Annotated in this window: 22 protein-coding genes and 2 pseudogenes; 4 read left to right on the forward strand and 20 right to left on the reverse strand. The window is 58.7% G+C overall.

What is annotated here, in order from left to right; translation table 11 throughout:
- Positions 1–55 precede the first annotated feature (55 nt).
- From INT39_RS17065 to INT39_RS17140, 16 genes and pseudogenes are all read right to left on the reverse strand, one after another.
- Positions 56–445 (reverse strand): type II toxin-antitoxin system VapC family toxin, encoded by a 390-nt coding sequence (locus INT39_RS17065; protein ID WP_226944858.1) that lies wholly within the window; start codon positions 443–445, stop codon positions 56–58.
- Between the two features lie 16 nt (positions 446–461).
- Positions 462–656 (reverse strand): AbrB/MazE/SpoVT family DNA-binding domain-containing protein, encoded by a 195-nt coding sequence (locus INT39_RS17070; protein ID WP_264299114.1) that lies wholly within the window; start codon positions 654–656, stop codon positions 462–464.
- Positions 657–766: 110 nt separating this feature from the next.
- Positions 767–951 (reverse strand): annotated as a pseudogene (locus INT39_RS17075) (DUF3363 domain-containing protein); the annotation flags it as partial.
- A 234-nt stretch (positions 952–1,185) separates the two neighbouring features.
- Entirely contained in the window at positions 1,186–1,884 is a 699-nt protein-coding gene (locus INT39_RS17080) for a TonB-dependent siderophore receptor (RefSeq protein ID WP_193075197.1), read from the reverse strand.
- On the reverse strand, positions 1,848–3,671 hold the full coding sequence (locus tag INT39_RS17085) for a TonB-dependent siderophore receptor (protein WP_193075198.1): 1,824 nt from the start codon (positions 3,669–3,671) through the stop codon (positions 1,848–1,850). The genes INT39_RS17080 and INT39_RS17085 overlap by 37 nt, the downstream gene beginning before the upstream one ends.
- 160 nt (positions 3,672–3,831) lie before the next feature.
- The gene (locus tag INT39_RS17090; RefSeq protein ID WP_193075199.1) at positions 3,832–4,845 is read right to left on the reverse strand and encodes a FecR domain-containing protein; all 1,014 of its coding nucleotides are present in this window, start codon (positions 4,843–4,845) and stop codon (positions 3,832–3,834) included.
- An 8-nt stretch (positions 4,846–4,853) separates the two neighbouring features.
- Positions 4,854–5,405 (reverse strand): sigma-70 family RNA polymerase sigma factor, encoded by a 552-nt coding sequence (locus INT39_RS17095; protein WP_193075200.1) that lies wholly within the window; start codon positions 5,403–5,405, stop codon positions 4,854–4,856.
- A gap of 78 nt (positions 5,406–5,483) precedes the next feature.
- Positions 5,484–7,427 (reverse strand): relaxase/mobilization nuclease and DUF3363 domain-containing protein, encoded by a 1,944-nt coding sequence (locus INT39_RS17100; protein WP_193075201.1) that lies wholly within the window; start codon positions 7,425–7,427, stop codon positions 5,484–5,486.
- Between the two features lie 435 nt (positions 7,428–7,862).
- Positions 7,863–8,462 carry a S26 family signal peptidase gene (locus INT39_RS17105; RefSeq protein ID WP_193075202.1) on the reverse strand — a complete coding sequence of 200 codons (600 nt, stop codon included), beginning with the start codon at positions 8,460–8,462 and terminating at the stop codon, positions 7,863–7,865.
- Positions 8,459–8,962, reverse strand: coding sequence for a DUF2840 domain-containing protein (locus INT39_RS17110; protein WP_319021379.1), 504 nt, complete (start codon positions 8,960–8,962; stop codon positions 8,459–8,461). Before INT39_RS17110 ends, INT39_RS17105 begins: the two co-directional genes overlap by 4 nt.
- A gap of 26 nt (positions 8,963–8,988) precedes the next feature.
- Positions 8,989–9,264, reverse strand: coding sequence for a chromosome partitioning protein ParB (locus tag INT39_RS17115; RefSeq protein WP_193075204.1), 276 nt, complete (start codon positions 9,262–9,264; stop codon positions 8,989–8,991).
- Positions 9,261–9,899: a ParA family partition ATPase gene (gene parA, locus INT39_RS17120; protein WP_193075205.1), complete on the reverse strand. Its 639-nt coding sequence runs from the start codon at positions 9,897–9,899 to the stop codon at positions 9,261–9,263. The genes INT39_RS17115 and parA overlap by 4 nt, the downstream gene beginning before the upstream one ends.
- A 301-nt stretch (positions 9,900–10,200) precedes the next feature.
- Complete coding sequence (locus tag INT39_RS17125) at positions 10,201–11,058, reverse strand: replication initiator protein A (RefSeq protein WP_193075206.1); 858 nt, start codon at positions 11,056–11,058, stop codon at positions 10,201–10,203.
- Positions 11,059–11,084: 26 nt separating this feature from the next.
- Positions 11,085–11,369, reverse strand: coding sequence for a helix-turn-helix transcriptional regulator (locus INT39_RS17130; protein ID WP_193075207.1), 285 nt, complete (start codon positions 11,367–11,369; stop codon positions 11,085–11,087).
- Positions 11,370–11,452: 83 nt separating this feature from the next.
- Complete coding sequence (locus INT39_RS17135; RefSeq protein ID WP_193075208.1) at positions 11,453–12,241, reverse strand: DUF2285 domain-containing protein; 789 nt, start codon at positions 12,239–12,241, stop codon at positions 11,453–11,455.
- Between the two features lie 340 nt (positions 12,242–12,581).
- A complete protein-coding gene (locus INT39_RS17140; protein WP_193075209.1) occupies positions 12,582–12,932 on the reverse strand; it encodes a DUF2958 domain-containing protein in 351 nt (116 codons plus the stop codon).
- 238 nt (positions 12,933–13,170) lie between these two features.
- Between INT39_RS17140 and INT39_RS17145 the strand changes: the two genes are divergently transcribed.
- The gene (locus INT39_RS17145; protein ID WP_193075210.1) at positions 13,171–13,461 is read left to right on the forward strand and encodes a helix-turn-helix domain-containing protein; all 291 of its coding nucleotides are present in this window, start codon (positions 13,171–13,173) and stop codon (positions 13,459–13,461) included.
- 160 nt (positions 13,462–13,621) lie between these two features.
- Here INT39_RS17145 and INT39_RS17150 read toward each other — a convergent pair whose 3' ends face one another.
- The gene (locus INT39_RS17150; protein ID WP_226944859.1) at positions 13,622–14,539 is read right to left on the reverse strand and encodes a restriction endonuclease; all 918 of its coding nucleotides are present in this window, start codon (positions 14,537–14,539) and stop codon (positions 13,622–13,624) included.
- A 219-nt stretch (positions 14,540–14,758) separates the two neighbouring features.
- Here INT39_RS17150 and INT39_RS17155 point away from each other — a divergent pair, with 219 nt between their 5' ends.
- Positions 14,759–15,292: an AAA family ATPase gene (locus INT39_RS17155; protein ID WP_193075211.1), complete on the forward strand. Its 534-nt coding sequence runs from the start codon at positions 14,759–14,761 to the stop codon at positions 15,290–15,292.
- A gap of 346 nt (positions 15,293–15,638) precedes the next feature.
- Here the strand turns inward: INT39_RS17155 and INT39_RS17160 are convergent.
- Together INT39_RS17160 and INT39_RS17165 are read right to left on the reverse strand one after the other, a co-directional pair.
- A pseudogene (locus tag INT39_RS17160) lies at positions 15,639–17,716 on the reverse strand (ParB/RepB/Spo0J family partition protein).
- A gap of 84 nt (positions 17,717–17,800) precedes the next feature.
- Entirely contained in the window at positions 17,801–18,625 is an 825-nt protein-coding gene (locus INT39_RS17165) for a DUF932 domain-containing protein (protein ID WP_193075212.1), read from the reverse strand.
- A 691-nt stretch (positions 18,626–19,316) separates the two neighbouring features.
- On the opposite strand from INT39_RS17165, the gene INT39_RS17170 reads away from it, so the two are divergent.
- Both INT39_RS17170 and INT39_RS17175 read left to right on the forward strand, forming a co-directional pair.
- A complete protein-coding gene (locus tag INT39_RS17170) occupies positions 19,317–20,366 on the forward strand; it encodes a hypothetical protein (RefSeq protein WP_226944860.1) in 1,050 nt (349 codons plus the stop codon).
- Positions 20,344–21,894, forward strand: coding sequence for a hypothetical protein (locus INT39_RS17175; protein WP_193075213.1), 1,551 nt, complete (start codon positions 20,344–20,346; stop codon positions 21,892–21,894). The genes INT39_RS17170 and INT39_RS17175 overlap by 23 nt, the downstream gene beginning before the upstream one ends.
- 290 nt (positions 21,895–22,184) lie before the next feature.
- Here the strand turns inward: INT39_RS17175 and radC are convergent, their stop codons facing one another.
- A complete protein-coding gene (gene radC, locus INT39_RS17180) occupies positions 22,185–22,694 on the reverse strand; it encodes a RadC family protein (RefSeq protein ID WP_193075214.1) in 510 nt (169 codons plus the stop codon).
- Positions 22,695–22,921: the final 227 nt, after the last annotated feature.

Genomic DNA, 22,921 nt, shown 5'->3' on the forward strand with positions numbered 1-22,921 from the left:
ACGTGCGGTTTCGCGGCAAGACAGATCACCCTGACAGATGGTGCCCCGCATCACTTCAGGGGGTCTTGGCAAACAACGCCACCTCCGGCAAGCTCTTGAAGTGCGCATCGCAGGTCAGCAGCTCCGCGCCCTGCCGCCTTGCCGTCGCGTAGACGATGGCATCGGCGGTGGCCAGCTTGTATTCGCGGTGTAGGTCCGCTGCAAGCAGTGCGATGGCGGTGTCCAATGGCACCACGATGCACTTCTGCGTGTAGGCGATCACTTGGTCGGCCTGTTCCTCGCCGACCTCGCGCACCAGCCACTTCGACAGCTCAAGCTGCACGATGGTCGGCACGATGCACTGCGGCTTGTCCGGGAACTGCTTGCCCAGCTTCTTGCCCAGCGCGCTGCCGATGAGCCATTCGATCCAGGCCGAGGTGTCGACCACACGCAGGGGTGCCGTCATCAGTAGCGGTGCCTTCTCAGTAGCGATCTTGGCGGTCGCGGTAGTCGTCGGTGCGTGCGCCCTTGGCGATGCCGGCCAACTGAGTCAGTTCGGGCACCGGCATCACCAGCACGCCCTTGCCTTTGGGAATGAACACGAATTCCTGCCCGGCCTCCCAGTGCTGCTCTTCGCGCACGGCCTTGGGAATGGATATCTGGAACTTGCTTGACAAAGTGGCGGTAGCGGTCATTTTCGTACCCTCTTCGCATCGATCAATATTTGGTAAGAATACATCGCTTCGGCCTGAGAGGCCAGCCACTTCGACGAGTCGAGCTTTCTCCATCATGCGATCCCCATTCCCCGCTGCAGGCCAAAGGTCCAGGTCACGCCGCCGCCCCGCACCACCGCCGTCATGCCTTGCCCCAACCGTTGTTCCAGCACCGGCTTCCAGAGCACCAGGCTGAAACCCTGCCATCGTCAAGCATGACGCTACGGCGGTAGATACCGGTTACACGCTGACCGTCGGCTCCTCCGTGCATCCACTCAATGCCGTCATTGATCTGCTCGGCCAGGCCATCGAGCTATGGGCAAATCAATGACTCTGACCCTATCGATCGTTCCTCCGCGGGGCCGCCCCTTTAAGATGGCCATCAACACTGGCGGGAAAAAACACCTTGCCCCAGCTTTGCCATAGCCGGGGGGCGACGCGATGGATTCAGCCGCCCATGATGGGCTGCTTGGTAAGAGAGGTTATCCGAAGATTAATAGTTATATTTGAGCGAAACCATGAAGCTTCGTGGCATGCCATACATTCCAGTTTGAAAGTTTTGATTAAATTCTTCCAGATATTTCTTATCGAACAGGTTTTTGACGTGAAGTGATGCGGATAGATTTTCGCTGATATCATAGCGAGTCATGGCATTTGCTACGGCAAAGCTTGAAAGCGTATCACTGCCATATTTACGATTGGAGCGCCAATCCACTCCGCCGCCTATTGTGATTTTATTAAAGGCTCCAGGCAAACGATAGGTGGAGAATAATTTAAAACGGTGCATGGGAACAAAAGTTACAAGACGATCGTCATTTCGATCTCTGATGTCGTTATAGCTATATCCCGTGGCGAGTTGCCAGCCTTCTGCCAGCTCTCCATTGATTTCAAACTCTACACCTTCGGTTTCGGTGCCGTCTGCCGTATAGTAAATTGTTCTGTCGCTCCCGCTATACCAGGCGGCCTTGTTGTCTAGGTCCGTCTTGTATAATGATAAACTGGCATTCAGCCGCCCATCATAAAAGCTGGCTTTTACGCCTGCCTCGTAGCTGATACCTTCCTCTGGGTCAAGTGGCAAATAATTGATATCTCTGTATCTGGTAGGTTGGGGATTGAAGATTTTGGTGTAGCTGGCATAGAGCGCCCAAATGTCGTTCAGGTCATGCACGATCCCGACGTAGGGGACAAACATGCCCGTTTTTTCATTTTTGTTGTCGTCTTGCTGTCCGTGGCGTAGGTGAGGGAATCGGTATCATGTTTCCAGTCAGTTACACGGGTGCCCAGCAGAAGGCTGGTAGCATAGCTGAGCCGGAAGCGAGCACTCATATAGGCACTATATTGAGTTTCTTCGGTATCGGTTGAGCCTGTTTTGTTTATCTGGTCTGGTTTGGGCAGTAAATTGTAGTTGAAGTAATCGGGAACGTAATAACTGGCAGCGCCTGACCAGCGTACCGAGTATGAAGGAGCCTCTGTTTCCAAATCTGACAGGGTTATGCCGCCAATAAATTCATGCTCACGGCCAAATAGCGAAAAGGGGCCGGTCAGGTAAGCGTCAAAGGTACTTTGCTTGTTGGCCGGCTTATAGTGCAATGGCGCAGAGACAGTGCCTCCCTTCCCCGGATTGGTGAATGTTCTCTCTGCTCCAGTATATAGCTGAGATGACTCTGTCCTGGCATGGCCAATTTCCGCTTTGCCGATCCAGCCGGAGCTAAACTGCTGCTCAAGCGAGAGGAAGGCATTATTTACTTCATGATCAGCATATTGCCATGAAGGGCGACCGTTGTCCGAAGGGCTTTTTGTAGCTTTCTGCCCATTGGCATAGTACAGAGGTGTCTTAGCGGTTGGAGCTTCGGTATTTTGGGTGGTATGGCTGAAGCCCGCTGTCAGCAAGGTATTATCACCAATATCTATCTCACCGATGCCGTACAGGGTGTAATACTCCAGATCATAGTTATCGGTCCAGTCGCCCTGAGTTTTGTAGTCGGCAACAACACGACCACGGATATTGCCGCTTTCCGTCAGGGGGCCGGAAATATCCAGACCAGTGCCGTAGCGATCCCATCTACCGGCTTCTGCGCTGAGTTTGACCTGAGGAGTATAGGTGGGACGTTTGCGAACCATATTAACGGTGGCGGCGGGAGTACCCAGGCTATTCATCAAGCCGGTGGCACCACGGACAATTTCGACACGGTCATAGATTGCGCTATTCTGCAGATAGTGTTGCATTGAGGAAGAAGACTGTATCCCATCAATCTGAAAACTATTAAGTTGGCTACCTCGTGAATAGATTACGGGCGTTTGCGTACCATAGCCAACCGTGCGAAGGACTTCGATCCCAGGGGTTGCCTCCAAAACATCTGTAAGGGTTTGCAGCTGTTGATCATCCATTCGCTGTCTCGTAATGACAGTAATCGGCTGCGGGGTTTCCTTCTGCGACAGGTTGAGGCGTAAGGCACTGCTGGTTGAGCCGGTGGTGTAGGAACCGGTGCCCTCGGTGGTAGAGCCAATTGCCTTACCGGAGATCATGACCGGTGACAACATGATCGCCTCACCCAGCTCCCGCAACACGTACTGCCCCTGTTCATTGCGCTGTGCCTGCAAACCCATCCCCGCCAATAACTGCTGCAGTGCCGCCTGCACCCTCATACGGCCCTGCACGCCGGGGCTGCTTTTGCCCTGAGCCAGCTCGCTGGCGCCGACAAAGAAAATGCCGGCCTCGGAGGAGAAGCGGGTCAACACCGAGGAAAGCGGACCGGCGGAAATGTCGTAGTGGCGCGCATCATCCGCCTGCGTCACCACAGCGGCATCGCTCTGAGCATGCGCGGCGGGCGCCCAGCCAAAACCCGCCAGCAGACTGGTTACCAGGCCCAGCTGAACAGCCAGCGCCAGAGGGCGCACAACCCAGTTGGCGGCGCCAGGTTGCCGTGGTGGCGTACGAAGTGACACTGGTAAATCGGGAGTCGTTTGGCTGCTGGCCATAATGCGCTTTTCCTAAGATTGATTGATGGGTAGTGGCGAGCATTGCATCGTCGATGCTGTTTGCTCTTCTAACCTGTTAATCAATCGAGTCGGCAAAAAGCGGAACCACTATTTAGAAGAAGAACGTTTAAAAAAGATTTTTTCCCCGGCGCGGGCGGACTTACTGCTCCGCCTCGATACTCACCCACCAGGGCAAGGTACGGCGAATACGCACGGGGAGTGCGGCGGCAAGCATGTTCAGACTGTCGTCGGTATCGTTGATGGGGAAGTTGCCGAACACACGTAGATCCGCCACTTCCGGGGCGACACCCAGATGGCCGTTGCGATAGCGACGCAGTTCCTCCACCACCTCACGCAGAGGGATGTCCTGAGCCACCAGCATGCCGCGGCTCCAGGCTTCGCGAGCAATATCGGCTTGCTGAACACCCCCCAGAGCATCCGGGGTGAAACGGGTCTGTTGTCCAGCTTGCAGGATGGCCTGCGCGCCCTTGTGGGTGCGGGCTTCCACCGCGCCTTCGTACACGGCCAGAAAGGTGTGTTCGCCGTCAAGCCGGACAGTAAAGCGTGTGCCCAGCGCCCGCAGGCGACCCTGGGGCGTTTCCACAAAAAACGGTCGCAACGGGTCGCGAGCGGTGTCGATAAGAATTTCCCCGGTCACCAGCTGCACGCGCCGCTGGCGGTTGTCGTAGTCCTGATTGATGGCGGTGGCGGTGTTGAGCCAGATACGGGTGCCGTCGGACAGCGGCACCTCGCGGGTTTCGCCAGTGACGGTGTGGTGGTCGGCGCGCCAGACCTGTGCCATCAGGGGCAACGGCGCGTGACGCCAGCTGGCCCAGCCCAGCAGCCCGGCACCCGTCAACCCAGCCAACCCAGCCAACCCCGCCAGCACACGGCGGCGCTGTATGAGCCGCGTATTGGCCTCCCACAGGCCGTCGGCAGTGCGACGAGAATCGGAGGTGGTTTGAATGGGTGCGAAGCGGCGGCTGAAGGATTCGACATAACTCCAAGCCAGGCGGCACTCCGGGCCGCTGTCCAACCAGGTGCGCCAGCGCGCACGGTCGCCCTCGGCCGCTTCTTCCGATTTGAGCAGGGCGTACCATTCGGCGGCCTGCTCCATGGCTTGGTGTGACGGAGCGGTCGGCACGGCATGAGGTGGGGGCGCTATGCTCTTCATATCATGGATCAAGCCAGACCGGGGGCGAGCAGGTCGGCGGCGGTATCGCGGGCCTGCAACTGCATGCACTTGAGCATGGCCTGGGCGATGTACTTGCGCACCATCCGCGTGGAGACACCCAGCTCCTCTGCCACTTCCTGCTGGCTCATCTGACAGGCTTCGGTGAGAAGAAAGGCCCGGGCGGCCTTAGCCGGCAGATCGAGCAGCAAGGTGCCCACCTCCTGCAAGGCTTCCAGCACCATGGCCTGGTGCTCCGCCGAGGGCGCGAACTCCTCAGGCCGCGCAGCCAAGGTATCGAGCCAGGCCTGCTCGATCTCGCGGCGGTGCCAAAGGTTGATGCACATACCCTGCGCCATGGTGCGCAGGTAGGCGCGCGCTTCGCCAACACTGCCGAAGCCACGCGGAGCGGGTTTGAGGATGAGACGCAGGAACACATCGTGGGCCAGATCGGCCGCATCGGGCGTACTGCCCAGGCGTCGCGACAACCACGACTTCAGCCAGCCGTGGTGATCGTCGTACAGTGCCTCGATGGTGAATAACACGCCCCGCGGTGCGTTCATGGCGGCCTCATGCCTGATAGTGCAAATGATTCTCAATCGTATCATAGAAAGGTGCATTTGGACAAATAGTCGCGAGCGTCAGCCGATGCTGGGCCCGCGTTGGCGACCGACTTCCCACCTGATAACGGTGCCACGAACCACCGCCGACAGGGTTTGCCCCAGCCGCTGTTCGAGCACTGGCTTCCAGGGCACCAGGCTGAACCCTTTCCCGTCGTCGAGCATGGCGTAGCGCCCGCTGGCAAGCATGACGCTACGGCGGTAGGTACCGGTTACACGCTGATCGCCGGTTACCGGGTGGTGCGCCAGGCCGGTTTCCGCCGCAATGTCCTGGCCGGCCTTTGTCAGCTCCCGATTGCGCAGCGTCGCCAGCAGGTTGCGAGCCAGGATGAGGCGCTGCCCGCGCCGCTCGGCCAGCCCCTGTTCGGCCAGGAAGTCGCCGCGCTGTTGCAAGGCATCCTTGACCTCGCGCCCAAAACCCATCTCGCCCAATCCCTTGCCACCGCCGATCAATTGTTGATCCAGCCAGGTCGCGCCGATCACGCGGGCCTGCCGCTCGATCGGCAGGTGTGATTTCAGCTCCACGGCCACGCCGCCCAGGCGCTGTGCATCGTACTGACGGCCACGTTCTGGCAAGTCGTTGGGCACTTGCCAGACGCCTTCGGCCAATCGCTCCACCAGGCCGGCGCGGCGCAGGGCTTCCAGTCGTCGCACATGGGCTTCGACCATTTCGTGCGGATGACGGTCTGAGTGCGGCTGGGCCTTGGTAATCGCCAGATGATGATCGGTGCGGTAGATGCCATCGATGGCCAACGCGGCGATGGTCTTGTCCGCCGCACGCACGGCAGTTGAGCCTTTGATTTCCACGACAGCCCCCGTCGGATACTGCTCCAGTTCCGTCCTGGCTGGCAGCGCCACATAGTGCGCCTTGCCATCGGTGCCATCGACGATCAAATAGCCCTTGTCGTACAGCTCGTCAGCCAGTCCCTTGCCGGCCACGCGGCCGACAACGGTGCGGCCATCCTCGCCAGGCTGGAACACAGCCAGTTCGCGCGGCTTGCCGCTCATGGCCCGTTGCATGGTGCGGATGATGTCGCCATGTTCACCCATCGCCCGCAGCGTGGGTTCGGCATCAGAATGGACGGCCCATACGCCCTGCATCTCGCTTGCCAAGCCCATGCGCTGCAAGCGTTGCAGGCGCCCCACCAGCAGCAGGCGCTGGCGTTGCAGTCGGGGTTTCTCCTCCAAATGCGCGATGCGCATCACGCCATCCACGGCCTCGCGCTGCAAAGTGCGATCCAGCCCCGTCCATCGCTCCTGATCGACTTCACGCTGCATGCCGCGCTGGATCTCCAGTTCGGTACGCGGCCCCAGCCATTCGGTCGCCAGTTCCGAGGCCCGCTCGCGCATACCCTGGCTGATGTAGTCACGGGAGATGATCAGGTCTTTGCCCGTGTCATCCTTGCCGCGCAGAACGACGTGCGTATGCGGGTTGTCGGTGTTCCAGTGATCCACCGCTACCCACTCCAGCCGGGTACCCAGATCGGCTTCCATGCGCGCCATCAGGTGGCGGGTGTAGGTGCGCAGGCCGTCGAGCTGTTCGGCATCCTCGGGCGAGACGATGAGGCGAAATTGATGCCGATCCTCCCGGCCCCGTTCCTCAAAGGCAGCCAAGTTGGCATCATCGGTCGCAGGGCCATAGGCGTTGCCTGGTTCACCATCGCGCCCCACACCTTCGCGCTCGATATAGCGCAGGTGCGTAGCCGTCGAACGCGGCCCGGCCCTGGCGAGATTGACCAGCCGGGTCTTGATGGTCACACGCCGGGAACCAGCGGTGATGGAAGCGCCGGTAAAGCGCGCCGCCGTGTGGCCGCGCCCCAGCCGGGCACCGGGTCGATGGCCCGCCTTGGCGGCCTTGACGCCAGCCTTGCTCGTCTGGCGCAGCACCTGACTGATAAAGGCATCGCCGTGCTGCTTGGGCGCTCCTGGACGGAAGCGGAAACGGTCATCATCGTTATGGCTCATGCGATACCCCCATCCAAGGCTGTCGCAGCCAAGCGTGCGAGGCACGCGCTTGGCTCAATGCTGACAAGGCATTGGCGATCCTCGCGGCACGGTGCCGCAACCGGCGCGTGCCGCGCCACCCCCACGTGCAGACTGCTTTTTCGCGCAACAACGTGCCGCGACCTTTTATCTTGCCCTCCGCCTTTGCCCCTCGCTGTCGCTCCTGGCATCGGCGGTCCGGCGGCGCTGTGCTGCTGGCAGCCAGCCCGTCGGCGAACGCGTCCACAGCCAAAGGCTGGACACGATCGAGGCAAGACGTCTGCACATTGGATGGCTGCGCAAAGTGCGGTGTGAATGCACCCGCACTGCATGCACGACAACATGACAGCAGCCACTTGGACGACGCATCCGATGACACGATGAGATGCACAGCAACGTGCAACGAATTGACGGCCATCATGGACGACTCTCCAGCCATACCGGATGCGCTACGCCGATCACGGCGGACGCGCTGACCGGGCCGAAATAGCGGCTGTCGAAAGACGCCGGATTGGTCGCACTCAACAGGAACAGTTCGCCCTCGGCCAGCGGTCGGCAATGCTGCCAGAATGGCAGCGGTCGGCCCAGCCGATCAGCAGGCAGCACGGCGGCCGAAGGCACGCCGTCGATGCGCACCTGACCAGCGATGATGCAGACATGTTGCGGCGCGACCGCGCCCACCCGTTTGAGCAGCGGAATATGCGCGGGCAGGTAACCGCGCTGGGCGGCCAATGTGGTGGCATCAGCCGGAAGATGGGTCACGACGATGCTGCCCACCGACAAAGGAGGATGCAACGAGTCGGCCTGGTGTGAAAGCGGTTCGACGCGATACCAGCCAACCGCCACGCTGTCGGACGGGTTGTAGATCAGGCGCGGTAGCGGCGGCACAAAGGACGCCCAGGCCAGCGCCGCGAGGCCGCAGACGGACAAGCCCGCGAGCACAAGGCGAGCGCGCCGGCGTGAGCGAAGACGCGGCACGCCGCCAGTAGTGCTGGCAACGGTGGATTGAACGGTCATGACAGCCCCCTCCCGGCCAGCCAGGCAGCATGCCGCTCGGCGGTGTAATCGGGCAGCACCAGTCCTGCCGCAAGCCGGTTGCCCAGCGTGTGCCAGTACGCGGGCGACACGTCGATGGCGGCAATGCCCAGTGCCTCGATGCCGTCGATCCGTTCCAACACGACGCGCACCTTCTGTTCGCCCTCGGCGTGCAGCAGCAGGCGCGCGCCGGGCTGCACGCCAGGGATGCGCTGCACCGCGTCCAGCGGTGTGCAAGCCTGCATCACCATGAGCTGCCAACGGATCGTTCCGTAGTGATTGGATTCCCAGCGGATACGGCAAAACATGGACGCTGGCAAAAACACCGCACAGCGCCGCCAGCGGTCAAGCTGTAGGGTGCGGGCAGGTTCGCCGAAGCGCAGATAGAGGTTGATGCGCTGGTTTACGAAAGCCAACGCCACACGGGTCAAAGGCATGTTGCCGACATGGCCAGCACGTGCGCACAACGAAGGCGATGACACGTTCGTTGTCCCTGAAGGTTGTGTTGTCATTGAGGTTTCTCCGGGAACGCGTGTTCCAGTAAACCGCGCAGCAGCTCGGCTACCGTCACGCCTTGCGTGAAGGCTGAAACCTTGATGCGCGCCCGCATGGCGGGTGTGATGTCGATGGTCAGGCGGGCCGTGTAGAGGTCGCCTTTCTGGAGGTCGGCAGTATCGCCCTGGCGAATCCACGCCTCGGCGTGCGGATTCGTGGGCGGGCGCGCACCGATGGTGATGCGCTTGCCCGTGCGTTTGCCGACAGATTTGTCGTTTGCGCTGCTCATGACGACCACCGCAATAGTTCATCCACCAATGCGGTGATTTCGCGTGTGGCGGCGCTGTCCGGTGCCAACTCGCGGGCAAGCCGACCCGCCGCCACGCTGTCGGCGAAGACGATGCGTTGCCGAACCTCGGCGCGCAGCGCCGGTAGCGGTTGATCGGCCAGCGCCTGGCGCGCTTCACGTCCGATCACCGTGGTGCTGACACGGCGATTGATGACGAAGGCAGCGGCAAGCTGGGGTCGGAACACCTGCGCCTCGCGGATCAGCGTCACCATCTCAGTGCTGGCCCAGAGGTCGTAGGGGCTGGGTTGCACCGGAATCAGCACGCAATCGGCTGCGAGTAGCGCGGAGCGCGCCAACGCGGCGATTCGGGGTGGCCCATCAATGACGACGTGATCGGCCCGCCTAGCAAGTTCTGGCGCTTCCTGATGCAGGGTTTCCCTTGCCAAGCCCACCGCACTGAACAGCCGGGGCAGCCCTTGCTGACTACGCCGTTGTGTCCAGTCCAGTGATGAGCCTTGTGGATCAGCATCCAGCAGAATGACCTGCTGACCTCTGAACGCCAGTTCCCCGGCGACATGGGTGGCGAGTGTGGTCTTGCCCACGCCGCCTTTCTGGTTGAGTAAGGCAATGATCATGGCGTAGCCCTCCAATCTGGAAAGCTGGCCTGTTTTTGCCTTGCCGAACGGGGTTGGTTTTGGGGCTGTTTTTGCCGTTGGGGTTGCGGTGTTTTTTGCCTTTTGGCAGTTATCCATCGCAATGGCGCTGCTCTACTAAAAGTTAGAGTAGTTAAGTTAGTAATGTTAGGGGGCACGCAAACCCGCGCCGTTATTGGCGTTGCGGGGTTTTCGTACTCCTGATAGCACGATAGCCGTACTCCCGATAGCACGATACCCCTTACTCCTGATAGCACGACACTATTCACAGCTTGTCCCGCAGTTATCCCCGTGCCGTGAGCGGCACGGGTCGGAACGTCAGCAATTCGATGCGATCCTTGGGAATGCACACGATGCCCAACTCGTACCCGGGCAAGGATTGCTTGTCCACCAAAGCGCGCAAGTCGTAGGCGAAGTCCGAGAAGCGGCTGCTGCTGCCCGACTTGCGGTGCAGGTGCCGGAAGTCGAACTGCCAGCCATGCTCCTGCTTGCCGCCATGCTTGCGCACCAGACGGTACAGCCAGCGTTCGATACCACCGGTCAACCGGAAATACGCTGGGTCGATGGTCAACACTAGGGCGGCATCGAGTACGCCCGCATAGAACCAATCCGGTAGGATCAGTTCGATGCCCAGCGGCGTGCCGCTGGTGTCGGCCAATTCCTTCCATTCGTTGATCCACGAGAAGCGATGCAGTCGCCGCCCCGTGGTCTCGCGGATGGACGTGGCCACCGTGGTCGATTGCAGCCGATCCAGTGCGGCCTTGAGGCGCTGGTAGTCGCGCGAACCGGTGCCGCGCCCAATGAAGCGCAGGATCTCGTAAGGTGTGGCGCGCATCAGGCGCGAGGTGGTCAAGCCTGCGTCCTTCGCCTCCACGATCTGGCTGGCTGCCCAGATCAGGATGTCTGCATCCCAGATCGTGGCAATGCCGTGTCCGGCCGTGCCCTCCACGCGAATGGCGATATTGCCGCTGCGAAAGTCGATCGGCGCAGTACGCCGCGACTTCGCCAGCGAGAAGAACGGATAGGCCATCAAGTCCTGAGCGTCGCGCGGCGCCATGTCGCCCGGCAGTGCACGGAACAGATCGAGCTGTTCCCGCTGCTGCACTGGCCGCTGCCGGGATGGCAGCGATGGGCTGGACATGGCGATGGCTACCGGCGCGCCGACGATCAGCGGCCATCACGATAATCACCCGCGTGACGCTCGGCGTATTCGGGATCTGACGTCGCTTCATAGCTGCGCGCATCGGCCCAGGCATTGAGGTCGGCCACGGCGTACATGACGCGGCGACCGAACTTGCGGAATTTCGGCCCGCCGCCGATTACGCGCTGCTTCTCCAGCGTGCGGGGCGACAGCCGCAGGTAGTCGGCGGCCTCGTCATTGGTCAGGTAGCGTTGAGGTTGCGCGGTCGCGGTGACGGCAGCGGTAGCGGGTCGAACAGGTGCGGGTCGCATGAGATAGACCTCCATCGGTCAGGGAAGCCCGGCCACACAGCGCGACCGGATGGAGGTAGTCTCAAGAAAGTGATGCGTTCTGCTCAGGGTCGTTTTGCAGGGAGTGCAGAACGACCCTCCCCAGGGGATTCGATCTGTGCCAGACGGCGATAGCCGCCGCCCATCAGCGCGTTACCACGTCGCACCAAGCGGCGCACCTTCGAGCGCAGGCCACCGTCGGTGTACCAGCCAGCAATCACCGCATCAGCGCCGAACAGTCCTTCGGCCACCTCGCGCAATGACGCCCCCGCCAGGGTGGCGTCAAGCGCCTGCAAGGTGTGTAACTCCAGCAGTGACGCCGGAGATGGCCGCGGCTTGGCTGCTGCAAGCACGGCACCGATGGCCAGCTTGTCCAACTCCGTAACAAGCATCTGATAACGCGGGTTAGTCGTGATGCAGGCACGGATGGCGTAGACGAAGGCCATGCCATCGTCCAAGCCCGGCGCGAAGGCCAGCCGCACGCAATAGTCTGGCGACTGCGTGACCAGCACGAGCCGCTTGCCATCATGAATCAGGCGCTTGTCGCCAGGAATGCGCCAGAACTCGAAGACCAGGGCATCCGGCGGCGGGTCAGCATCCGGATAGAGCTGCACCACACTATCGTGATCGGGGAACCAAGCCGGGTGCGCGTTGCGTGCATCCAGGCCGGGATCTTCCAACACGCGCAAGCCCCAGCGCTTGGCGGCGTCTGGCCGACGACGACGGCGCAGCCAATCGTGCCGATAATCGGGATGGCGGCGCAAATACTCCCAGGCCAAGGCGAGGCCATCAAGGTGTAGCACGTAGAGATACGCGGCGGTCGGATACCAGTGTTTCGCGCTCGGGTCTGCCATGACGTCACCTCCTGTCGATCAGCAGGAACATCGCCACGGGCGTCGAAATGCAAAAACTACGGCGTCATCGGTAATCCGTCATGAATGGCTGGGTAAACTGGTGCTGTCAAGACCGATTGGCTCCGAAACGCTGCATGGATCGTCCGAATGCGACGGCTGTGCAACCGGAAAATGGCCCACAGCACTGGATAGCGTGCCGCAGCCCGCGCCAAAGATCGTGACTGTTTACAGCAGAACCCACCGTTTCGGTGCAAGAGTGCGGATTCAGACCGGCCCGGTCTGGAGTGAGACGAGAATAGTCTCAATGTGCCCAGCCTTACCAGGCTGCGAACGGCTTCGATCAATCAACGATAGAACCGTTGGCCTGCGCCAGCCGCACATAGTCTGACAGTGTGCGCGTGGCCTGGAAATACCGATCCCGCATTACCGGCTGCTGGCGTGGGCCGACAATAGACGCCAAATCGGACAACTTCACATGGCCCAGCTCGGGCATGCCTAGCCCCAAGTCGATGAGGCCGTAGGCCGTATCGCTGTCGGTGGGATCGAGTGCCGCCAGCAGCCAGGTGACGTGCGCGTCAGGGGTAAATAAGCGAACGACCGGCAACGGGTCGATGGTCAAGCCTTCGGCACGGGCCTGGCCGTGGACAAGCAGGCGTTCGTGCTCCTGAGGAGTAATGAGTTCATTGGTCATGGCCGTAGTCCGTGCGAGCCCTCGTGCAAAAACCGGGATGTGGTTTGTGTCAAATCATTAGAACCGTACAGGCGTAAAGACGCTTTGGCGCAAATAATGGAAAGCACGATTGTGGTTCTCCCAGTTTGAGGAAATCCACACAAGCGGCTTTCCGTAAAGACACAAAAACAGAGGTAATTAGATGAATGAGTTAAAGATAACGTGGTTTTAATTGTGCCGCCAAACGACGCTTCTGTCTATGCAGAAACGATCCATCCAGCGCGGCCGGCCCGCCGGCGCGACCACCTTTGACGCCGAGTTGGCCCAAGCCTTCGGCGCGGCGGTGCGTGCGTTGCGCACGGAGCGCGGCATCGCCCAGGAAACGCTGGCGAACCTGGCCAACATCGAGCGTTCCCACATGGGCAAGATCGAGCGTGGCGAGCACATGCCCACCTTGGCGATCATCTTCAAGATTGCCAAGGCGCTTGAATGTAGTACCACCGTACTGATGAGCGAGACTGAAAGCCGTATCCAAGCGGCGGAACTGTAGGCGTTTTGGGTAAGCAAAGCGCGCAGCGCCATCGGCGCGAAGACGTGAGGGATTGACGCCGAATGGCCGTGACGGTGAAATCGACACGGGGCGCAGCCCGAAAGCCCGGCGGCGCATCGCGCCGACACGCGATAACTAGAAATGTTGTGGTAATTTGAAGTTATGGTGCCTGCTTCTGACGATTAACCGCATCTTCAACAGATGGAATTGGTTCCCCGTAGTAATCACGAACCAGATCTTCACGATAGGCTCTAAGACCTACAAACGGCGCATCTGGCTGCGCTCCCGGGGGAAGAAAACAGATAATAGCGCCCGTGTTCATTCTTTTTTCGTATACCTCCAACGTAATCAAAAAGGCTCTTAGCGCAAAGCGAGGGAGGCCACGGATTGCCCACCTGTCAGGATCAAGTTGAGCGTCTCGAAAAACCCGCTCGGCGTGATGGCGAGAAAAAGTGAGCGGGATCAGGTGCTCTTTGAATCCAGGTACGCTGGCTCCATAGTGCGACCCAGTAACTTTTCCGTCACGCATTTCCATGATTATCCAAAAAGGCTCACCGACATAATCTGCGTCAGGCAAAGCGACAGTCTTGAGTCGTTGACCTATCAAAGCGGTAAACGATGGCAGATCATCAAAACGGAGTGGAAGGATATCGTGATATTTTGCATATCCCTCTGCACCGCTTTGATACCCATTTCGCGACACAACGACGCCAGTGATGTTTCCAATATCACGCAGCTTGGATTCAAACTCCTGTATTTGGCCTTTTGATACCGGTCTTGCCCAGTCCTTGCACTCTATGGCAACCCGGTGACGAATACCTGCTTTCGTGAATTCATAGTACACATCCACTTCATGCTGTTCGCCCGACTTTCCCATCATATAAACCGAGTTGCCAACCACAACACCTTCATCTCGCATATTAAGAAGGAAGGTATAAATACTCTGCACATCGTTCTCGAATGCTATTCCAGGTTTCATTGATAAATGCCGTTGACCATTGATGAGTAATTGAGCCACAAAATATAGCGTAAACCATGGAATATCTACCACGTCCGCCACTACCAAGAACCAAGACATCCACCGCATATCCAGGCAACTGAGATGTAGGATTTCGAGCAAGCAAAGCGCGCCGCGCCGCAGGCGCGAAGGCGTGAGGGATTAACGCCGAATGGCCGTGACAGCGAAGTCGGCATGGGGCGTAGCCCGAAAGCCCGGCGGCGCTGTGCGCCGACACGCCCGATTTGAGTACGGCCATCACCCACGCAATGTTTTGACCCATGAAACGGGCAACACCTTATGAAGCACTTTGTCATCCTCTCAGGCTGTTCTGGCGGCGGTAAATCCACGTTACTGTCTGAACTTCATCAACGCGGCCATGCCGTGGTCGAAGAACCTGGCCAGCGAATCGTCCAGGAAGAAACCCGTATCGGCGGCCAGGCCCTGCCATGGATCGACATGGCTGCGTTTCTGCGTCGAGCTATCGACATGGCGCTGGATGACCATGCCAACGCCCGGCACAGCAGCCAGTGGACGTTCTTCGATCGGGGGCTGATTGATGCGGCGTCGGCGCTTGAAGAGCTGACCGGCGAACCGCTGCTGGCAACCCTCGGACAGACCCACCGCTATCATCCGCACGTGTTTCTGGCACCGCCTTGGCCGGAAATCTATGCTACGGATGCGCAGCGCCGCCACGGCATGGACGTCGCATTGGTCGAGTACGACCGGCTCCAGCGTGTATACCCCTCGCTGGGCTATGAGATCACGCTATTACCCAAAGTCGATGTGGCGGCGCGTGCCGATTTTGTACTGAGTACGTTAGCGCAACAGTGACAGGCCATTTGGCCGTTCACGCTCGACTGCCATTGCTCTGCTGTTTGATAGTGCGGCCCCATGGCCGCCTGAAAGCCAGCACGCTTTCACTGAACAGCTTACGAAGGAAGCTGCGCTTGCTGGATAGTTGAGGCGCATTCAGCCAATTGCTGTATTTGGCTGAATGCGCGGAAAATCCGCGCAAGATACTTGCGCGCCGCCACGCTGCCGCCTGATTGAAGGCGGCAGCGTGGCGGTTTTGGCTTTTGGGCTGTAACACCAGGCGCGGCCACGGCCGCGCCCGGATTTTGCGAACAGCACAAAGCCCCGGCGCACGTCCTTGTACGCTGGGACTTTGCTTCCTGCTTTACGCGGCCAGTTCTTCGGCTTCGCGTATGATTGCTGCGGCGCTGTCCTGCGCGTCTTCCGCGTTCTCGTCGCCATCGTCTTGCTGGCCGTGGACTTCGCTTTCTTCCTGCGCTCTGTTTTCCATATCCTCGGCCTTGAACACGGCAGGCATCCAGCCGGTTCCGTCGGCCAGCCGTTCGGCTTCGCTGGCTATGTCGGTCTTCTTGAGCTTCGCCAGCCGGGTAACATGCTCCGGTGCGAACTCGCCCACGGCATCCAGAATCACGGCCTTGGAAACGTGTTTAAAGTAGCCTTCGGCGGTCGGCTTCCACCATGCGGCCATATCCAGCCCCACGGCCTGCGCCAGTTCCGCACCCGGTTGGTGTGGCGTGGCGCGCGGCGTCACCACGTCCACCGTTGCGGCCACGCATACCGCCAGCAACTGCACCAGTTCATCCTGCGATGTCGCCAGCAACGCGGCGAACAGTTCCGCGCTGTCCTCGGGCAGTTTCCCACCCACAATCTGCTGCAATTTACGCAATGCGACGGCGGCGGGCGACTCCGGCCAATCCGGGGCTATGCTTTCCAGCCGGTCCTGCACGGTCAGGCGCATATCCAGCGGCAAGCCATCGCGATGGTATCGGTCACGCTGCAAGACAGCCTGCACCATGCCATGCACCACGGCGGCCAGCGCCACCTGCGGATGCCGGGCCACTTCGATTTGCAGCGCGGCAGTGCGGTGGGCGCTCAAGCGTTGCGCCAGCCGGTCGGACATGGATGCAGCCTTGGGCTGGTCGTCGTCCTCACCGTCGTTGCCGTTCGTATCATCCTCGCCGTTGAAGCCTTGGCGCAGCCGCTCCAACGTGCGCATTGCGCGGGCTTCGGCTTCGCGCATCAGTCCGCGATGCACAACAATCTGACCTTGCCGGTCAAGGGTAACGATGGCACCGGCAGCGGCTTTCACGTTCGGGCTGTAATCCTGCAAGCGATCTTCCAGCGCCTGCAATTGCTCGCCCATGCGGTCGCCTTCTTCCTGCAAGGCGTCGGCCTTTTCCTCGTCGTCTTCGTCCAGCGCATCCAGAGCTTCACCAATGGCCTGCATCTTGATTTCCAGCTTGTCGATGCGTTCACTTTCCCGCTTGGTGGGGTTGCGCCGCTCTCTGGGTGCCTGCTGGAACGCTTGCAAGTCGGCATAGGTGGCGGCGGGTGTGGCATCCACCCATGCCCAGCCTTCGGCGCGAACGGCGGCGGCGTGGCTGTCCAACTTGTCGCACACCAGCGTTTCCAGCAGCGCGGCATCGGTCAGATACACACCTGCATCACCTTCTGCGAACAGGTCGCGGCGGATACCACCCCCTGCGGCCTCGTAGGCGTCCAGCCCCACGAAACGCACCAGCACATGAGAGGCGTCGATTTCACGCTCGGTCAAACGTTCGCGCAAGGCGTGGGGGCTGCGCTGCCATGCCGGCGCATCATAAAAGGCCGCTTCCTGCGCGGTGTGGTCATCGGTGATGGCAAGAGCCATCAACTGGTCAAGGTTCACGGCATCGGCGCGGTAGTCCGCCATCAGCCGGGGCGACACGTTCGCCAGTTTCAAACGGCGCTGCACCACCAGCGGCGTGACGGCAAAATCAGCGGCGACATCCTCAATGGGTCGGCCTTCCAGCACCAGCGCAGCGAAGGCTTCAAACTGGTCTGCCGGGTGCATGGCTTCGCGCTGCACGTTCTCGGTCAGGCTCACCGTGCGGGCGCTGGCATCAGCCACCAACAGGCAAGGCACCTCCCAATCCTTGGCGATGCGGCGCTTCTTCGCCAGCAGCTTCAACGCGGCTAGCCTGCGGCCACCGGCCACGACTTCGTAATGTTTGCCATCGGCAGCAAGAATCACGGTCAGGTTTTGCAGCAAGCCCACGCGCTCGATGCTCGATGCCAGCGCGTCGATGGACTGGCCTGCGGTCTTGCGCACGTTACGGCGTGAGCGGCGAAGCTGCGACAGCGGCGAAGCTGCGACAGCGGCACCAGCAGCATGTCTTGCGAAGGCTGTACCGGGGTGACGGTTTGCAGGGCTTGGGCTTCGGTATGAGTAATGGCGTTCATGATGTAGCTCCTATCGGTTCAAAAAGGGAAACAGCGACAAAACAAGGGAATGGATGGAGGGACTGCGCCCCTCCGGGTCGGAAATCAGGCTTTCAACTGGCGCATACCATCGGCCAGCAGCCACAGGGAACGGTTCAGGCGAATATCGGAATCAATGCCTTGCACCGCTCGGGTGCTTTGGCGGCGACCGTTGGCGCTACGGCCACGCAATCCGCCTTTGGTGAGGTTTTCCTGTACGCGGTTAAACGCCATCCACAGATCGGGGCGGCGGTCGTCATAGCGGCGCGGCATCAGAATCTGGCTTTCGGTGATGGGCGCGGGCTTGTCTGGGTCGTCGTACTTCAAGGCCAGCGCGGCGCGGGCGAATATTTCCGCTTCGCCTTCGTCCAGGGTGATAGCCTGCATGGCTTCGCGGGACTCCTGCGCTCGTTCAAAGCCGCTCAATACTTCGTAAGCGCCTTCAATAACCTGTCCGGTCACATCGCCTTTATGCGGAATGCGAACATCGGCCACGGTGTCGCCGCATACAAGGCCATTGGCACAGACAAAGCGGAATGCGCCCGCCAGCATCTGGTAACTGCTGGTGCCATCGTGGGAGTTCAAAAGGATAATTTCGTTGGCGATGCTGTCATTCACCTGATTGGCATGACGCAATCGAATCATGTGTTTGGTATGGTCGCGCCGATCTTCGTTACGCACGCGGGTTTGCGTCACCATGAAAGGCTGAAACCCTTCTTTCCGTAGTTCCGTCAGTACGGCAGCCGTGGGGATGTAGCTGTAGCGTTCTGAACGGCTTTGGTGTGGCGCGTCGGCATAGATGGACGGCACCACGGCTCTTATCTGGTCATCAGACAGCGGGTAATCACTACGCAGTACCGGGGAACGGGAAGCGAAACGGGATGCAAGCATGGTCTTTCTCCTGACAAAAAGGGTTTGCTGTTCAAACCGCACACCGGATTCCTAGATTCGGAGCCCAGCCTTTCGGCTGTTCGGTGCGGTTGGCACGAAGAACCCGGTTAGCCTCGTTGCCACCGTCTTTCCTGAGTTCATCGCCCGCGACGGTCAGGAGTCCACGGACGTGGGCCGTCAAGGAGGAAGCGTCAGGTTGGTGCGGCCCGCAGGCGAAGCCGAGGACACGGCCTGGCGCGCCTTGACGGCACGCGGACACGGGCTACAGTCGCGGACAAGGTGATGAGGTCAGGAAAGATGGCTGGACAGGCAACGGCCGCGTTGTGTGCCGACTGCACGCAAGCGAAGCGCGCAGGCCCGAAGCAGGGATGCCGGGCCGTAGGCGTCAGAGATGTGCAAGGCTGGCGAGAGCCAATCCCTTTAGGGATGAGCGGATAGCGAACCTGGAGCAGCGTGGTCCGCGAAGCGGAGACGCACTGCTCCGATTCGTTTATCATTCACTTGAAAGTTTTGGTTACTTGCGATCAGGAGCGGACGCTGCTCCTTTAAGGGTGCCACAAGTTGTAGTAACGGTCGGACGGCTTTGATAGTTCACCATAACAAACAGGTTGCCCGGGAATAATCGGCTCACGCGCGAATACAGGTGACGTAAAGCGGATAAATTAGTCCTCGTCACGCCAAAAGAAGAGGAATGGAATTGGCTTTCTTTACAGATGATGAGATCGGCTCACTTCATATCACCAATATGATCCTTCACGTGGTGGGCGATGGTGTATTCTCGCCTGAACCGGCACGCGCAGTCGAACACGAGGAGTTTTTTATTGCTCGAATTCGTGATACTGACGTGTCTCCAGTCTACGGCTTTGACGAAAACTCAAATACCAAGGCGCAGATCGAACGAATTGCAACTGATGCTGTGAGCTTCGAAGAAGGAGCTCAGGAATTATCGCGTGAGTTTTCGCGTTTGCATGTAGGTAGTAGCCGTGATGGGGCATTTTTCATCTTTGAGCTTTCCACGCACGATCCAGAAACAAAAATATATAGCTTCGTTAAGTACGACTATCGAGAGGCCATTGAACAAGCAGGAGTAGATGAAGGCGGCCTGCTGCGGCGAATTGTTACGGCGTTCATTGCGGATAAAAAAGCCATTCAGAAGTCAACCGTCATACGTGTGACTAGTGGTGTTGCAGAGTTACCGATCTCTGCTCGAGATCGAATGAAGTCTTCACCGGAAATTGGGGACTACTTCGCTACTTTCCTGGATGTATCCAGGACGCTCAGCGATGAAGATTTGAACAAGAAAACCATTGATGTCTTGCGTACGACGCTGACTGCTTGCAAGGAACTGCTCCCCGAGCAAGACGTCGCATGTGCATTTCGGCGCGCTCAGGGAATTCTACGTGATCGTCAAGAGATCAATGAAGCAGCGATTACGGACGCGATACTGGCGGCCGCTGGAAATCCTGAGGATGAAGAGGCAAGAAGCACGATTCAGTCAACGACTCGACGTAGGATTCGTGCAGCCAAGCTGGAAGGACTAGAGTTCAAACCTGACAGGCAAGTATTGCGGCGACCGCCACTTCGTAAAGTTCGCACGACGGAAGGTGTCACGTTAACTTATCCGGATGACGCAGAAGGCATTACCGTTCGACGTGAGCGACTACATGCTGGTGCAGAGCGGTTTACCATTGAAACCGCCTGCGTGACGGAGGACAAAATTGTCCGTGATCCTGCTCGCTGAGCTGCTTGATCGGCTAAGTGCCGATGGAGCCTTCATAAGAGAGTCTGAAAATGACGTCTCCGCCTCTGGCTTGGCGGTCGAGGCGGCAACCAATATTATCGCAATATGCGAAGAGCTGGGTTGGGAATTTAACCTGTTTGACAGCGCTGGAACTGAGTGGCTAGATGACGATCTGCTTCAGGATTTCGCACCATATCGGTTACGGCTCCACAAACCATCAACTATCGGCGATACGCTGGAGTTATTAACCAATACTGGTTTTGCGGAGTGGTTAAGAGTTGGTCATTCCGCTACAAACTGGAAAGTCGCAAGGTTGCGACAGCCGATATTCACTCATGCGAGAATGCTTCAACCCTGGGGAGAAGCAGAACCGTTCCAACCCTCCCTCCCCACCAAGAGCCCTCGTTCTTTGGTTCGCGAATTTGGCCCAGAACGAGCAGCACCAGAGGACGTTCAACCGTGGCTCCTCCGAGACGAGGCCAACGTCTTAATTAACGATGAAGCTACCAAGGTTTGGGTGAACGCATCGGTATGCGCGCTCCTCAACTCGTTAGCTGACGAGATCGACCCGGCGGATAGCAAGTTGAAGTTCAAGGGTCCCCCAAAGCTCTCGATCAGCTTGCCCGATGAGTGCAATAACCTAGCTGATCAAATAGGTATTGATCACTTTAATGATCTCCAGCGTGCCGCTAACTGGGTTTTTGAAAACGAGCGAGAGGCTGAGTTGCGGCACAATTTGCTGGCAAATGATATTGCACGATCCGCTGGTGGAAATAGTACCGATTTCCAGTATCTGCTTAGTAATATCTCAGCTTCGTTGGATGGGGCGAAGGTTGCTTATCAAGTATCTCTCTCTGACTTGGGGCGCGACACCCTCAAGATGCTAGCTGATTTACGAAAAGCCGTAACAGAAGAAACCGCAAAGGTTACCGATGCCACTAGACAATTGGTAACTTCAGTCGCGGGTGCACTAGCGATTAGCCTCGGTCTTATTGCCGTTCGCGTCAACGCAGCCGCAAGTTATGAGTTGATTGTGGCCGTTATGATCGTCGTGGCTGCTTACGTGGGAGTAATTATCTATTCCGGTTATAGTTTTATACAGCTTCAGCGTCAGTTGCGAAGCGACTGGCAACCACGCTTGTATCGGTTTTTGCCACTTTCCGAATATGAAAATATGGTCAGCAAGCCCGCCAATCAATCTGAGCGCACTTTTTTCAGAGTGGCGTGGGCCGGCGGTATCGGGATCGCAGCACTAACAGCTATTGTGATTTTTGGTTGGTGGGATAACTCAACAAAGACCAATATTATTGATTCATCAACTATGAAACAAAACCCGGAGACTTCACAAGGAGCTAAAGCTATTGGTCAATCTTTAGTCACCAATAGTGAGGCCATAATTAATATTGAGTCGAAAGTCGCTCCCGATGAGTCAGTTGGCCCCACAAGTGTCGAAATGGCGGAGCTGGACGCGCAGCCAGAAGATACTACGCCGTCAAAGGAGGGCAAGTCCAATGACTATCACCCTTGAAGATATCAACGCCCACTTCCTTGCCATTTGAAGGATCGTTATAGCCTAGTAAAGGGTAATTTTATTTCACGAACTAGTTTGTTCCCAGCGTTCCGACCCCTCAATCTTGAAGTATGGCAGCTCCATGTTTAACGGTGTACTAGATGGTCGATATCCGCCTCTCAAGCCATCTGACCTAAAGAAAAAAATCGGCGATCTTATTGGTCCGCTTTCGACCGTCTCCGTTGACTCAATACATGTGACCGACCCAGTGTTTTCATTATAAAAAAAGGGGCCGAAGCCCCCCAGGTTCACAGCAACCCACGCTCGGCAAACGATGTGGTGTCCGCACCGCCTACGATGATGTGGTCCAGGGTACGAACATCCACCAGTGCCAGCGTTTCCTTGAGCCGCCGAGTCAGTGCCTTATCTGCGCTGCTCGGTTCAGGATGCCCACTCGGATGATTGTGCGAAATGATGACCGCTGCCGCATTGAGCAGCAGTGCCTCCTTAACGACTTCTCGCGGATACACCGATGCACTGTCGATAGTGCCCCGGAACATTTCGCTGTACTCGATCAGCCGATGCTGCGTGTCCAGGAACAGAATGGCAAAGATTTCATGTTCTAAGCCAGATAGTTTGGTGACCAGGTATTCCTTGACCAATGCTGGCGATGTAAAAGCAGTACCGCGCTGCATTTTTTGGTCAATGGCCTGACGGGCTGCATCAAGAATCTGGTCTACTGATGCTGGCAGGTAACGACCCTGTGCGTCACGCACCAGCAGAGAGGAATCGAACGAGGAAAAGGATAGTTGCGACATGATCGTGCTCCGGTTGCTCGGGCGGATTTGCCCGGAACCGTGGTCAGCACGGCGCAGCGCAAGCAGTCAGGGGTCACAGACGGCCACAGGCCGCAAGCGTGCAAGCACGCGCAGCCCTTGACGGCGAGAACGCCGTGATACGGTGAAGGGAACAGCAAGCCGCCCATAACCCTGAATCGTACCGGGTTTTATGGAGGCCATTTCGTTTAAGTCAGGCCGCCATGGTC

This window comes from Pseudomonas sp. FME51 (assembly GCF_014897305.1).

Coding starts and splice junctions, on each gene's coding strand:
- INT39_RS17115 (WP_193075204.1), bottom strand. CDS start 9,264: ATGAGCAGCGCAAACGACAAATCTGTCGGCAAACGCACGGGCAAGCGC.
- INT39_RS17145 (WP_193075210.1), top strand. CDS start 13,171: ATGCAGAAACGATCCATCCAGCGCGGCCGGCCCGCCGGCGCGACCACC.
- INT39_RS17125 (WP_193075206.1), bottom strand. CDS start 11,058: ATGTCCAGCCCATCGCTGCCATCCCGGCAGCGGCCAGTGCAGCAGCGG.
- INT39_RS17170 (WP_226944860.1), top strand. CDS start 19,317: ATGGAATTGGCTTTCTTTACAGATGATGAGATCGGCTCACTTCATATC.
- INT39_RS17105 (WP_193075202.1), bottom strand. CDS start 8,462: ATGACCGTTCAATCCACCGTTGCCAGCACTACTGGCGGCGTGCCGCGT.
- parA (WP_193075205.1), bottom strand. CDS start 9,899: ATGATCATTGCCTTACTCAACCAGAAAGGCGGCGTGGGCAAGACCACA.
- INT39_RS17135 (WP_193075208.1), bottom strand. CDS start 12,241: ATGGCAGACCCGAGCGCGAAACACTGGTATCCGACCGCCGCGTATCTC.
- INT39_RS17165 (WP_193075212.1), bottom strand. CDS start 18,625: ATGCTTGCATCCCGTTTCGCTTCCCGTTCCCCGGTACTGCGTAGTGAT.
- INT39_RS17150 (WP_226944859.1), bottom strand. CDS start 14,539: ATGTCTTGGTTCTTGGTAGTGGCGGACGTGGTAGATATTCCATGGTTT.
- INT39_RS17100 (WP_193075201.1), bottom strand. CDS start 7,427: ATGAGCCATAACGATGATGACCGTTTCCGCTTCCGTCCAGGAGCGCCC.
- INT39_RS17140 (WP_193075209.1), bottom strand. CDS start 12,932: ATGACCAATGAACTCATTACTCCTCAGGAGCACGAACGCCTGCTTGTC.
- INT39_RS17065 (WP_226944858.1), bottom strand. CDS start 445: ATGACGGCACCCCTGCGTGTGGTCGACACCTCGGCCTGGATCGAATGG.
- radC (WP_193075214.1), bottom strand. CDS start 22,694: ATGTCGCAACTATCCTTTTCCTCGTTCGATTCCTCTCTGCTGGTGCGT.
- INT39_RS17095 (WP_193075200.1), bottom strand. CDS start 5,405: ATGAACGCACCGCGGGGCGTGTTATTCACCATCGAGGCACTGTACGAC.
- INT39_RS17090 (WP_193075199.1), bottom strand. CDS start 4,845: ATGAAGAGCATAGCGCCCCCACCTCATGCCGTGCCGACCGCTCCGTCA.
- INT39_RS17080 (WP_193075197.1), bottom strand. CDS start 1,884: ATGTTTGTCCCCTACGTCGGGATCGTGCATGACCTGAACGACATTTGG.
- INT39_RS17085 (WP_193075198.1), bottom strand. CDS start 3,671: ATGGCCAGCAGCCAAACGACTCCCGATTTACCAGTGTCACTTCGTACG.
- INT39_RS17130 (WP_193075207.1), bottom strand. CDS start 11,369: ATGCGACCCGCACCTGTTCGACCCGCTACCGCTGCCGTCACCGCGACC.
- INT39_RS17155 (WP_193075211.1), top strand. CDS start 14,759: ATGAAGCACTTTGTCATCCTCTCAGGCTGTTCTGGCGGCGGTAAATCC.